The sequence below is a fragment of the Pedobacter africanus genome, assembly GCF_900176535.1.
GTDB lineage: Bacteria > Bacteroidota > Bacteroidia > Sphingobacteriales > Sphingobacteriaceae > Pedobacter > Pedobacter africanus.
In genome coordinates, this window is sequence record NZ_FWXT01000003.1 from 364,614 (window position 1) to 377,467 (window position 12,854).

Here is a 12,854-nt window from a genome sequence, read left to right on the forward strand (position 1 = left end):
TTTTTTGGTAAACAAAATTCTGCAAACAATGTTGTTCAGGTAGTAGCTTTTCAAACCGGTTTTAATAGGATCATTATGGCAGTAAAGACAGATTTTATAGAAATATTTCAAACCATAAGGGCGGTGCTCCAGCCTTATGCTACCTTGGGGTTCAGCAACAGGATCAATAGTGAAGTAACCTATGACCTGTGGAGTGACAAGAATGTGGAAATTGAAGGGCAAAAAAGAAATGAAATATACTTTGCCGGCCTGATGATCAAAAAAAGCCATGTCGGTTTTTATTACATGCCGGTATATGCAGAACCCGAGATGAAAAAGATTTTTGACCCCTCACTGTTAAAGTTATTAAAAGGGAAATCCTGCTTTCACCTCAAAAAACTGGATGACGAACTTCTGGGACATATCGAAAGTGCTTTGGCTGAAGGCTATAGGTTATATAAGGAAAAGGGTTGGGTGTAGAATTGAATTGGCAGGGCAGTGTCTTACTGGCCTTGAAGGATAAGGGGATTGAGGTGCAGTCATTTCTGCACGAAAATTACAGTATGCTGTTATGTAATGGTCTGGTGGCAATTCACCTGATTCCACTTGGCAATGTTTATAAGGCTGAGGAATTAATAGTGCTGCAAAGGATGTATCAGCTTAAAGGGGTTACGGTATTGCAACTCTGGCAGGATGTATGGTACAGCAGAAGTGCCCAGGTGCTGGGTAGGATTAAATCTGTTTTGGGCCTAAATAAACGTCTATATGGTCGTAAAGCTAAGGTTGTGTCGATCAATCAGCAACAGGCAGATGATTTTTTAAATGACAATCACCTTCAGGGATCTGCAAAATCAAGGTATAAGTATGCACTTGTGCTGGAAGGGGAGCTTATCGCAGTAGCCTGTTTTAGTAATGTCAGGTATATGAAAAAGATTGCACCAGGCTATCGCTCTGTGGAATTGATCCGGTTTGCTACGCGCATAGGCTTTACAGTTACGGGTGGCTTTACCAGGCTGCTAAAGCATCTGATCAAAACAATTGGGCCTGATGATGTGATGAGTTATGCAGATCGCGATTGGTCGTTGGGCAATGCCTACCAGCAGGCGGGTTTTAAACTGACGGAAGTAACCTTGCCAGCATCCATTTGGCTTCGCAGGAAGGATATGCAGCGTTTTTTTTCACATCGTTTACCAGCAGACGCTTTGCCTGGCAGAGATGCAGATCTTTTAGCTGTGCCGGCGGAGAGGGCATTTATTCCGGTCTTTAATACCGGTAATCTCAAATATTTGTTATACTTGAAATCACGACAGCATTAAATTATGGATAGGGAAATGAGCGAATATAAAAAGCCATTACTGGTTGTGTTGGGGCCTACCGCTTCAGGTAAAACCAAGTTGGCTGTCAATCTGGCAAATACTTTAAACGGGGAAATTGTGAGTGCCGATAGCAGGCAGGTGTTTGAGGGAATGGATATTGGCACAGGGAAAGATCTGGATGAATATGTTATTGCCGACAGGAAAGTTCCCTACCATTTAATCAATATCAGGCAGGCGGGTGACAGCTATAATGTAAATGAGTTTAAAGAGGATTTTTATAGCATTTTTACAAAAATAAGCGACAGAAATCTGCTTCCTGTACTTTGCGGAGGGAGCGGGATGTATATTCACAGTATTTTTCAGGATCATCAATATACCGCCATTCCGCCAAATCATACACTCAGAGCATCTTTGTCTGATTTGGAACTGACAGTATTGCGCGAGCTTTTGTCAGGTTATTCTCATAAATTCCGCGCACATGCCGATCTCTCTTCCAGAAAAAGAGTAATCAGAGCCATAGAAGTTTCGGATTATTTATCCTCAAATACACTGGAAAAAAAAGAACGCCCGGCTTTCGATTCTTGTGTGGTTGGTCTGGCTCCGGAAATTGACCAGCGTCGTAAAAAGATCATCGACCGGCTTTCGGTCAGGTTAAAGAAAGGGTTAATTGAGGAAGTGGAAGAATTGATAGCTTCGGGGGTTTCAAAAGATAAACTGATATTCTACGGTCTTGAATATAAGTTTGTTGTAGCTTATCTTTCGGGCAAATTTAATTACAATGAGCTTCAGGAGAAATTAACTATTGCGATATGTCAGTTTGCGAAGCGCCAGATGACCTTTTTCAGAAAAATGGAAAAGGATGGGGTGAAGATTAACTGGATAGATTCTCCGGATCAGGCCGAACAGTTTGCCTGGGCCATGGCCATATACAATGGCCATTTCAATAACCCTGTTTAATTTTAAGGGTAAAAACAGCAAGCTTAACTTTATTGTTACAATTTGTTAATAAGAAAAACATAGACAGCGTTGGCATGCTGTTTGTGTAAAGGGGTGTAGTAAACAGTTTTGATTTATGAGGTACTGAAATTTATCCATAATAAAATAACTGTTTGTAACACACAAGTACAATTAATAAAATAGAAATTAAAATGAAAAAAGTTACAAAAATTTTCGCGATTGCAGCAGGTCTTTTTATTTTGAGCGCAACAGCAACTCAGGCACAACAAAGAGAAAATGCTAAAGGTGTTCGTTTAGGTGTGGGTATCAGTGCCGGTGCGCCAACTGATGGTTCTCCATTTAAACTGGCTTACGGTGCAGACCTGGGCTTCCAGTTTGAGTTGTCAAGGGAACTGGCGCTTACGGCTACAGGTGGTTATACTTCATACAAAGCAAAAGACGGACAGGGAGATGATTATAACATGATCCCCGTAAAAGGTGGTGTTAAGGTATTTCCTCAAATTGGAGGTTTATATTTATCAGGTGAGGCCGGTTGTGGTTTCGGTACCAAGAAAGATGTTAAAGAAGCTTTCATTTATTCAGGTGGTATAGGTTACCAGACTGCTGGTGGTTTTGACATCGGTGCAAGATACGAAGGTGTTACTCAGCAAAAAGAGTCGATTTCTTACAGACCACAAAACGGTCAGTTTGCATTGCGTTTAGCTTACAGCTTCAAACTGTAATCAAAAAAATACCAATTTAAAAAAGCTCCTGAGCAATCGGGGGCTTTTTTTGTTCAGCGGCCAGGTAATGGCATGCTGTTTGTAATTACGATGCTATGGTGGCAAAAAATCCATCTTAACCCTAAAGTAAACATTATTAATATGAAAAGAACTATTCGATTTATGGCCATTACAGCAGCTGTTGTGGCGGTATTTTCTTTTACAAATGCAAATGCTCAATCTGCAGATTCCAAAGCGCTTCGTTTAGGTATTGGTCTTAATGCAGGTATTCCTACTACTGAAGGTGCCAGTTTTGTAATTGGTGGCGATCTACGTCTGCAAAAAGACTTCAGCTCTAATATTTCTGGCTTGCTGTCTGCCGGTTATAACCACTGGACACTTAAAGATGATGCCGGAAGCTTCGGTATGATCCCTGTAAAAGCTGGTGCGAAGATCTTTTTTGCTGAAAGCGCTTACTTTTCCGGTGAGCTTGGAGCAGGATTTTCAACGGAGAGCGGAGGTAAAACCTCGTTCTTATGGGCACCTGGGATAGGTTACGGTTTTGATAACGGCCTTGATCTGGGATTGCGTTATGAAGGAGCCGAAGTAAGTGGCGGTTCTTTGGGGCAGGTTGCCCTTCGTGTAGCCTACGGATTTAAACTTTAATCCGGTTTTTCAATAATTTTTTAAAAGCTCCTGATTTTTTCGGGAGCTTTTTTATTTATTTAAAATTAAAATGCTATTTTAACCACAAAAAACAAAACAATGAGGAAATACCTGGCAGTAATGCTAATCACAGGGATAGTTTCCTGCACAAATACAGAGAAAAAAGTAGCAGGGAATTCGGATACAACAGCAAAAGTGGAAGCTGCCGTACAAAACAACGTAGAATTGAAAGATGCTAAAGTGCAGGCCATTTATGATGGTTATATTGCATTAAAAAACACACTGGTAAATACCAATTTCGATGAAGCAAAAAAAACTGCAGCAGCACTCGGACCTGTTTTGGCCGCTTACAAAGGATGTGAAAATACCGCTTTGATTGCCGATAGAATTGCTTCTGCAAAAGATGTAGCTGCACAGCGTAAAGAGTTTACTGCTTTGAGTACTGATGTGATTGCTTTGTTTAAACATGCCGACTTGAAAAAAGGATCTATTTACGTACAGCATTGTCCAATGGCCAATAATGGGGATGGAGGCGATTGGCTGGCTGCAGAAAACAAAATCCAGAACCCATACTATGGAGATGAAATGATGGAATGCGGTCGTGTTCTGGAAGAAATTAAACCTGCTATGTAGGTTTTCTTACTTGTTTTTGACGCTCATTTAATAATAATTTAACAGCTTTGTTATAGTTAGCTAAAGGCTAATCCGAATAGATTAGTTAAGTTTGTTTTTATAAATTTAAGAATATATATGTCAGATATTGCAGAAATTAAGATTGATGGAAAGGTGTATGAATTTCCCGTTATCACTGGTACCGAAGGGGAGAAAGCTATAGATATTTCTAAACTCAGGGATTTAACGGGACACATTACTTTAGACTTTGGGTACAAGAATACGGGATCTACAAAAAGCGCGATTACTTTTTTGGACGGTGAACTTGGGATTTTGAAATACCGTGGCTATCCTATTGAAGAACTGGCTGAGAAATCAAACTTTTTAGAGGTTGCATATCTGCTGATATATGGTGAGTTGCCTACACAAGAGCAGCTGACAAATTTTCAAGCGCAAATCAGCAGGCATACACTTATCCATGAGGACATGAAGAAATTCCTGGATGGATATCCGTCCAAGTCTCACCCTATGGCCCAGCTTGCATCACTGGTTTGTTCCTTATCTACATTTTATCCGGAATCTTTAAAAGCCAATTCATCGCCTGAAACAATGGACCTGACGATGATCAAGCTGCTCGCAAAGTTCCCCACAATCGTTTCTTTCATTTATAAAAAATCCTTAGGTCACCCGCTGATCTATCCAAAAAATAAATACGACTATGTAAGCAACTTCCTGTATATGATTTTTGGTCAGCGTACAGAAGAGGTAGAAATTGATCCTGTAGTGGTAAGCGCTATGAATACTCTGCTGATTTTGCATGCTGATCACGAACAAAACTGCTCAGCATCAACAGTTAGAATGGTAGGCTCCTCCGACTGTAACCTTTATGCTTCTGTTTCAGCTGGTATTGATGCTTTATGGGGGCCGCTTCATGGTGGTGCCAATCAGGCGGTAATTGAAATGCTGGAGTTGATTAAAGAGGATGGAGGGGATACCGAAAAATGGATCAATAAAGCCAAAGATAAAAATGATCCTTTCCGTATGATGGGCTTTGGACATAGGGTATATAAAAACTTTGACCCACGTGCCAAAATCATTAAAAAAGCCTGTGATGATGTACTTGAGAAACTAGGTATCAACGATCCGGTACTGGAAATTGCCAAGAAACTGGAAGAAGCCGCATTGAGCGATCCTTATTTTGTTGAGCGTAAACTTTATCCTAACGTGGATTTCTATTCAGGGATCATATACAGGGCGCTAGGATTTCCTACGGATATGTTTACGGTATTGTTTGCCCTTGGTCGTTTACCGGGATGGATTGCGCAGTGGAAAGAAATGCATGAAAACAAAGAGCCTATCGGTCGTCCACGTCAGATTTATGTTGGATATACCGACAGGACCTTCACTAAAATTGAAGACAGATAATATCTGGTTATTTAATTCAATAAAAAGGCCGGTTAGTATTTTACTAACCGGCCTTTTTATTGATAGTAATCAATGTCCCATGGCTTTGATGGCAGTTTCCTCAGCCTTATTGTGTTTGTGCTTAAACATAACAGCAAATACAATGGTAATGATGAGTGCATAGCAGGTAAATGAGAGCCAGATGCTGTGCCAGTCCTTAATGTCCAATACACGGCTCAGGCTGCCATTTTCCAATATACTGATGCCTTTGTTTTTCAGAAAGCTTAGCAGATGCTCATTTTTAGCATCCGTTTGCGCGTAAGTTGCAAGAGATTGGACATCGCTATACGATCTGGTAAAGTACTTATCTATCATCCAGCCGGAAACCAGGCTGCCAAATACGGCACCAAAACCGTTGGTCATCATCATAAACATGCCCTGTGCAGAAGATCTTGTTTTGGGGGTAGTGGAGGTTTCTACAAATAGAGAGCCTGAAATGTTAAAGAAATCGAAGGCCATGCCATATACAATACAAGACATGACGATCATCCACAGATTGCCGGTAGGATCGCCATAGGCAAAGAACCCAAAACGCAATACCCAGGCAAACATGGCAATTACGATCACCTTTTTAATTCCGAACTGCTTCAGGAAAAAGGGAATGGCCAGGATGAAAAGGGTTTCGGAGACCTGTGATATGGACATAATGATGGTAGAATACCGGATCACAAAAGAATCGGCATATACCGGAAACAATTTGAACTCGTCCAAAAACACGTCTCCATAGGCGTTAGTAAGCTGTAGGGCACCGCCTAAAAACATAGAAAAGATAAAAAACAAAGCCATTTTATAATTGGCAAAGAGTTTAAAAGCTTCCAGTCCGAATGCCTGGGCAAATGTTTTTTTCTCAGCTATAAGGCCCCTCAGGGCGGCAATTAGGAAGCGTAAAGGCATACAAGCCCAGTGCCAGTGCAGCGATACCGGCAATGTAAAACTGGTACGCGGTAGCTTTATTGCCGGTAAGATTGGTCGTCCACATGGCCACAATAAAGCCTATTGTTCCCCAAACCCTTATCGGTGGGAAGTTTTTGATAATGTCTAGCTGGGTTAATTTCAGTGTAGTGTAGGAAATGGAGTTGCTCAGCGAAATGGTGGGCATATAAAAACACATGGCCAGCAGCATTACCCAGAAAAACGAATCCGGACTATTTACCTGAGGCAGATAAAACAAAACAGCAGCATACATTATGTGGAGGATTCCGTACAATACTTCGGCATTTACCCATTTATCTGCAATAATCCCTGTTAAAGTTGGCATGACCAGCGAGGCAAAGCCCATGGTTGCGAAGATGGCCCCGAACTGCGTTCCGTCCCATTGTTTTGTCCCAAACCAGTAATTTGCAATAGTAATGAGCCAGGCACCCCAAACAAAGAATTGCATGAAACTCATCAGGGTTAAGCGAAACTTAACGTTCATCATAAGAATGGTTTAGTTTATTTTGAATTTCTTTTGTTTAGCTCATCCCGGATACGTGCGGCTTTTTCATAGGCTTCTTCTGCAATGGCTTCCTGAAGCTTTTGATTGAGTTCTTCGATAGATAATGATTTATAGTTTGAAGAAGGTATGGAAGAGATGTCTTCAGTCCCCTGTTCTTTGGATAGACTGTCCATGTTTTCGAGGAACAGAAAGTCGTTCCCTTCTATTACAATACCTGCTGAAGAAAGGATAAATTCGTAGGTATAAATGGCAGCGTTAAACCTTACTGCCAAGGCAATGGCATCAGAAGTGCGCGCATCAATTTCTTGTGTGGTTGTGCCATCGGTACAGATCAGTTTCGCATAAAAAACACCCTCTACCAAGTTATAGATCAGGATTTCTCTGATTTCGATGTTGTAGATCTGCGCAAAGGTTTTGAACAGGTCGTGCGTCAATGGCCTGCTTGGGGTCATCTTTTCTATTTCTATGGCAATGGCCTGTGCCTCAAACGCACCAATAATAATCGGCAAACGCCTTCTGCCATTTACCTCTCCAAGCACGAGGGCGTAGGCACCCGATTGCGTCTGGCTGTAAGATAAACCAACAATGTCTAGTTTTACTTTTTTCATTTTATTGAAATGTCATTTCGAACCTGTTAAATGCATATCTGTACTTCAACAGGTTCAGTATGACAGTGATCTAACCTTTATGTGCTTTTAATGCTTCTATTAATTTTGGTACTACTTCAAATGCATCCCCAACAATTCCATAATCAGCAACTTTGAAGAAAGGAGCTTCAGGGTCTTTATTGATCACCACGATCACTTTAGATGAACTTACTCCGGCAAGATGCTGGATGGCACCTGAAATGCCGATAGCAATATAAAGGTTCGGACTGATGGCAATCCCTGTCTGGCCAACGTGCTCTGAATGCGGCCTCCAATCGGCATCAGAAACCGGCTTGGAACAGGCTGTTGCTGCACCCAGCAGCGCCGCCAGTTCTTCGATCATTCCCCAGTTTTCTGGCCCTTTCAAACCTCTTCCTGCCGAAACTACCAGTTCTGCGTCCGGTAAGGATATTTTATTGGTGGCCCTTACAATTTCTTTTACAATAGCTGCGAGATCCGTCGATTTAATTTCAGGACTAAAAGTTTCAATAGCTGCATCAGCAGCATTTTCCTTAACCCCAAAGGCATTCGGGTTAAGTGCAATTACTTTAACAGCTGAAGTTAACTCGGTAAGGGCAAATGCTTTTCCGGAGAAAGCAGTTTTCTTTACCTGGAATTTTCCTCCATCCAGTTGTGGTAGTTCAACTGCGCCATCCACCAGCCCTGCTTTAAGTTTTACTGCAATACGCGGTGCTAAACCTTTACCGGAGAAGGAATTGGATAGTACCACTACATCAGCATTTTCTTTTTTTGCGGCTTCTGCAATTACAGCAGCATAAGCTTGGTTTACAAAGTTTTTCAGCTGGTCATTCGAGACATTTAATACTTTAGCAGCACCATATTTTCCTAATTCCTTTAATTCAGCATCGGCAACATTCCCGATAGAAACAGCTGTTAAATTACTATTTTGTTTGTCTGCAATGGCTTTTGCATAAGAAACTGCTTCAAATACAGATTTCTTAAACTTACCATCTACTTGCTCTACATATACTAAAACTGACATAAGCTCTTTATTAAATGATTTTTTTAAAATTTGAAACAGAATAGATTAAATTACTTTCGCTTCCTGATGCAGCAGGTCTATCAATCTGGCAGTTTCTTCTGCCGGAACCAGTTTAACTGTACCGCGGGGAGGCGGGGTTTCAAATTGCTGTATTTTACTGAGTTGTTCTACTTCTTTGGCTTCAACCACCAGCAGCGGTTTGGTACGGGCCGACATGATCCCTCTCATATTTGGTATCTTGGGCTCTGCAGTGCCTTCTGCGCAGCTGGCAATAAATTTCCCGCTTACGGTGATGACTTCCTTACCACCTTCAATTTCGCGTTCTATGGTAGCAGTGCTACCATCATAGTCTAGTTTTTTAATGATAGAGATAGAAGGGATGTCCAGAAATTCTCCTACCATTGCTGCTACCTGTGAGCCATTGTAATCAATAGATTCACGGCCGCATAATATCATGTCAAATTCATTGCTCTTTGCATATTCAGCGATCTGGTAAGCTGTAAAATAAGCATCTCTTGGCGCTGCATTGATCCTTACGGCATCATCTGCACCTATAGCGAGTGCTTTTCTTATGGTTGGTTCAGTAGTGTTTTCGCCAACATTAATTACGGTAACTGTTCCTTTGCCACCTTCACAAAGCTCAATTGCCCTTGACAAGGCAATCTCATCATAGGGATTCACAATGAACTGAACTCCGGATGTATTGAATTGTGTATTATCGTTGGTAAAAGTTATTTTTGTCGTTGTGTCTGGCACATTACTGATACAAACTAATATTTTCATAGAGTTATAAATTATAAATTTGTTTTTAGGTGATGAAAGTTCTTACGAACGATACATTGTCTTTTGCAAATCTAATTAAAAAAGCAGGGATTTAAAATGCAAAGTACCCGATTGGCAAAGTTATTGGAGTTTTTACAAAGTGACCCTAATGATCCTTTTGTATTGTATGCGCTCGCTACAGAATACAATACATCAAATGATACGGAAAAGGCACTGGAATATTATTTGAAATTAACCACGGATCATCCGGATTATGTGGGAACTTACTATCACCTGGGTAAACTTTACGAAAAATTGCAGCAAAGCGATAAGGCGATAGTTGTGTATCAGAACGGAATGGCTGTTGCGCGCAACAAAAGGGATATGCATGCCTTTTCCGAATTGCAGGGTGCTTATAATTCTGCCGCCGGTTTAGATTACGAAGACGATTAATCAGGGAAGCAGGTGGGCAAAAGGAAATTGTTGTTTCTCAGGAACGTAGTTCTTTTCACCTTTACTGCTTTTGGAGGTGCCCAGGCACACCTGGCACTGCTGCTTAAATATTTTGTTAAAAATTCCAGGTTTGTTTCCGAGGAAGAGCTGCTGGAATTAAACGCGCTGGCACAGGTATTACCAGGACCGGCATCTACACAAACCCTTGTAGGTGTTGCGTATAAGGTTGGTGGGCTAAAGCTTTCTATTATTACTTTTCTGATCTGGATACTGCCTTCTGCAGCAGTGATGACCTTTGCTGCTATCAGCTTTGCCAGGCTGGATCAAAAGGAGAAATTTACCGAGATATTGGAGTATATCCAGCCCATTGCCCTGGGAATTGTAGCTTATGGTGCTTTTAACCTGGCTAAGCGGGTTCTGGTATCACAGCTAACCATTTTTCTGGCTATTTCTGCTGCTATTGTTACCCTGGTATTAAGAAATGCCTATGTATTCCCAATGGCTATTTTGTTGGGTGGGATGGTGTCATCTGCTATCGGCACCCCGGCCGAGGAAAGTACCATTCGCTTAAAGCTGTTCTCCAATATCAACCCTAAAAAGTTGACCTATTTTTTTGGTGTATTGTTGTTCCTGGCATTGCTTGGTGCAATTATCAACAGGACATCACCTTTTAGCTTGCCCATCAGGTTGTTCGAGAACTTTTACCGTAACGGTATCGTAATTTTTGGAGGCGGACAGGTGCTGGTGCCGCTGATGTTTACAGAGTTTGTACAGATGAAGCAATATCTGAGTGCTTCAGGCTTCTTATCGGGTTTTGCACTACAACAGGCCTTACCTGGGCCTACATTTTCATTCACCAGTTACCTGGGCGCGTTGAGTATGCGGAACTTTGGTTTTGGGATAACAGGTCAGATTTTAGGTGGCCTGGTGGGTGTAATCGGGATTAATTTGCCTGGATTGATCCTGGTATTGTTTATCGTTCCTTTCTGGGAGGATTTAAAGAAGATCACACGCATCAAGTATTCACTAACGGGTATCAATGCAGTAAGTGTGGGCTTCATTATTGCTGCTTTTGTACTTTTGCTGATCCCTGTTGCGCTAAACGGGCTGACTATAGGCATTATGGTTGCTACCTTTCTGATCCTGAATTACACAAGGATCAGCACCCCCTTTATCGTGCTGGCCGGTATACTGCTGGGTTACTTTTTATAGTTGCGTTAAAATGGTGCATCATCGTGCATGTCATCCATGCGCGAAGGTTTAATGATGACATTTCCCGCAGGTCTGTCAAAATCCTGAGATGGAGACATACCTGCGCTTGGACTATCCATAGAGAATGAAGTAGGGGCTGCAAAACTTTCTTCAAGATCGGCAAACTTAACATACTTACCAATAAAGCGGAGTGGTACAATTCCGGTTTCACCATTACGGTGCTTGGCAATGATTACTTCACCCACACCAGCCTGCGAACGTCCCTGTTCATCTTCGGTGATTCCATAGTATTCAGGTCTGTATAGAAACAATACCATGTCCGCATCCTGTTCAATAGATCCGGATTCACGCAAATCCGATAGCATTGGCCTTTTTCCATTTACACCCGGCCTGCTTTCCACGGCACGGCTCAGCTGCGAAAGCGCCAGCACAGGTACGTTGAGTTCTTTGGCTACTGATTTTAGTGCCCTGGAAATACTACCGATTTCCTGCTCCCTGTTACCGCCGCCACCCTGGCCTTCACCTTTACCATGCATTAGCTGCAAATAATCTATAATAATCAGCTGGATATCATATTGTGCTTTCAACCTCCTGCATTTAGCCCTGAATTCAAAGATATTTAATGCAGGGGTGTCATCTATCAGGAGTGGGGCCTCAGTTAGTCCGCCTATCTTGCTGTGTAATTGCTGCCATTCCCATTCAGCCAGGTTTCCTTTACGGATCTTTTCCTGTTCAATTTCTGCTTCACCTGAAATCAGACGATTCACCAGCTGTACTGAAGACATCTCTAATGAAAATACTACCGCAGGGCGTTTAAACTGAACGGTGGCATTGCGCGCGCAGGTAAGTACAAAGGCTGTTTTTCCCATCGCCGGACGGGCAGCGATGATCACAAGGTCAGAAGCCTGCCAGCCTCCTGTAATGCGGTCCAGATCTGTAAAACCCGAAGGTACACCGGTCAGACCGTCACTTTTGGTTCGCAGTTCTTCCAATGTGGCAAGCGATTGTTTAACGATCTCGTCCATTTTCTGGGTATCCCTGCGCAGGTTATTCTGGGCGATGTCGAACAGGTTCTTTTCCGCATGGTCCAGCAGGTCAAAAATATCTGTAGTGTCTTCGTAGGCATTTTGAATAATCTCCGAAGAAATCCGGATCAGCTCACGCTGTATATATTTCTGAGAGACAATACGGGCATGAAACTCTATGTTGGCCGCTGACGCAACCCTATTGGTAAGGTTGGTGATGTAATAGGCGCCACCAATCATTTCCAGGAGCCCCAGGGTACGCAATTCTGAAGTAACGGTGAGAATGTCAACAGGCTTTGATTTCTGAAATAGCCCTTGTATGGCTTCAAAGATTTTCTTATGCCCTTCGTGATAAAACATGTCGGGCTTAAGAATATCGATAACAGTAGATAAAGCATCCTTCTCGAGCATCAAGGCACCTAAAATTGCTTCTTCAAGATCAGTAGCCTGAGGAGGTATCCTTCCCATGGTGTTCATGGTATTGCTTAACCTTGCCTTTCTTGTACTGAAATTTGTTTTATCCTGGGATGAAAGCTGATCGTTACTCATAAAGGCAAAATTAGGTAAAAAATAAGTCCTTTCTTTATTTCTTTATGCACATTTCCACCAGTTGCAATAC

The 12,854-nt window shown here is 42.0% G+C and carries 15 protein-coding genes; 9 read left to right on the plus strand and 6 right to left on the minus strand.

What is annotated here, in order from left to right; all coding sequences use genetic code 11:
- Nucleotides 1-75 precede the first annotated feature (75 nt).
- The 7 genes from B9A91_RS18690 (at nt 76) to B9A91_RS18720 (ending at nt 5,656) form a co-directional block, all read left to right on the plus strand.
- Entirely contained in the window at nt 76-459 is a 384-nt protein-coding gene (locus tag B9A91_RS18690) for a DUF1801 domain-containing protein (protein ID WP_144008995.1), read from the plus strand.
- Complete coding sequence (locus B9A91_RS18695) at nt 450-1,295, plus strand: hypothetical protein (protein WP_084240549.1); 846 nt, start codon at nt 450-452, stop codon at nt 1,293-1,295. The genes B9A91_RS18690 and B9A91_RS18695 overlap by 10 nt, the downstream gene beginning before the upstream one ends.
- A 15-nt stretch (nt 1,296-1,310) precedes the next feature.
- Nucleotides 1,311-2,252, plus strand: a complete 942-nt coding sequence (gene miaA / locus B9A91_RS18700; RefSeq protein ID WP_084240771.1) for a tRNA (adenosine(37)-N6)-dimethylallyltransferase MiaA — start codon at nt 1,311-1,313, stop codon at nt 2,250-2,252.
- 191 nt (nt 2,253-2,443) lie between these two features.
- Nucleotides 2,444-2,974, plus strand: a complete 531-nt coding sequence (locus tag B9A91_RS18705) for an outer membrane beta-barrel protein (RefSeq protein WP_084240550.1) — start codon at nt 2,444-2,446, stop codon at nt 2,972-2,974.
- A gap of 141 nt (nt 2,975-3,115) precedes the next feature.
- Nucleotides 3,116-3,619: a hypothetical protein gene (locus B9A91_RS18710; RefSeq protein ID WP_084240772.1), complete on the plus strand. Its 504-nt coding sequence runs from the start codon at nt 3,116-3,118 to the stop codon at nt 3,617-3,619.
- 99 nt (nt 3,620-3,718) lie between these two features.
- Entirely contained in the window at nt 3,719-4,252 is a 534-nt protein-coding gene (locus tag B9A91_RS18715) for a DUF3347 domain-containing protein (protein WP_084240551.1), read from the plus strand.
- 117 nt (nt 4,253-4,369) lie between these two features.
- On the plus strand, nt 4,370-5,656 hold the full coding sequence (locus tag B9A91_RS18720; protein ID WP_084240552.1) for a citrate synthase: 1,287 nt from the start codon (nt 4,370-4,372) through the stop codon (nt 5,654-5,656).
- A gap of 69 nt (nt 5,657-5,725) precedes the next feature.
- On the opposite strand, the gene B9A91_RS24540 is transcribed toward B9A91_RS18720, so the two are convergent.
- The 5 genes from B9A91_RS24540 to B9A91_RS18740 all read right to left on the minus strand — a co-directional run bounded on the left by B9A91_RS24540 (nt 5,726) and on the right by B9A91_RS18740 (nt 9,566).
- Nucleotides 5,726-6,589: an MFS transporter gene (locus B9A91_RS24540; protein WP_317043343.1), complete on the minus strand. Its 864-nt coding sequence runs from the start codon at nt 6,587-6,589 to the stop codon at nt 5,726-5,728.
- On the minus strand, nt 6,543-7,115 hold the full coding sequence (locus B9A91_RS24545) for an MFS transporter (RefSeq protein WP_317043344.1): 573 nt from the start codon (nt 7,113-7,115) through the stop codon (nt 6,543-6,545). The genes B9A91_RS24540 and B9A91_RS24545 overlap by 47 nt, the downstream gene beginning before the upstream one ends.
- Nucleotides 7,116-7,129: 14 nt before the next feature.
- Nucleotides 7,130-7,741 (minus strand): bifunctional nuclease family protein, encoded by a 612-nt coding sequence (locus B9A91_RS18730; RefSeq protein WP_084240553.1) that lies wholly within the window; start codon nt 7,739-7,741, stop codon nt 7,130-7,132.
- Between the two features lie 70 nt (nt 7,742-7,811).
- Nucleotides 7,812-8,783, minus strand: coding sequence for an electron transfer flavoprotein subunit alpha/FixB family protein (locus B9A91_RS18735; protein ID WP_084240554.1), 972 nt, complete (start codon nt 8,781-8,783; stop codon nt 7,812-7,814).
- A 45-nt stretch (nt 8,784-8,828) separates the two neighbouring features.
- Nucleotides 8,829-9,566 (minus strand): electron transfer flavoprotein subunit beta/FixA family protein, encoded by a 738-nt coding sequence (locus B9A91_RS18740; protein WP_084240555.1) that lies wholly within the window; start codon nt 9,564-9,566, stop codon nt 8,829-8,831.
- 96 nt (nt 9,567-9,662) lie between these two features.
- Between B9A91_RS18740 and B9A91_RS18745 the strand changes: the two genes are divergently transcribed.
- Both B9A91_RS18745 and chrA read left to right on the plus strand, forming a co-directional pair.
- A complete protein-coding gene (locus B9A91_RS18745; protein ID WP_084240556.1) occupies nt 9,663-9,998 on the plus strand; it encodes a tetratricopeptide repeat protein in 336 nt (111 codons plus the stop codon).
- Between the two features lie 12 nt (nt 9,999-10,010).
- Nucleotides 10,011-11,210: a chromate efflux transporter gene (chrA, locus tag B9A91_RS18750; protein ID WP_235012602.1), complete on the plus strand. Its 1,200-nt coding sequence runs from the start codon at nt 10,011-10,013 to the stop codon at nt 11,208-11,210.
- A 5-nt stretch (nt 11,211-11,215) separates the two neighbouring features.
- On the opposite strand, the gene dnaB is transcribed toward chrA, so the two are convergent.
- Complete coding sequence (dnaB, locus tag B9A91_RS18755) at nt 11,216-12,784, minus strand: replicative DNA helicase (protein ID WP_084240557.1); 1,569 nt, start codon at nt 12,782-12,784, stop codon at nt 11,216-11,218.
- Nucleotides 12,785-12,854 lie beyond the last annotated feature (70 nt).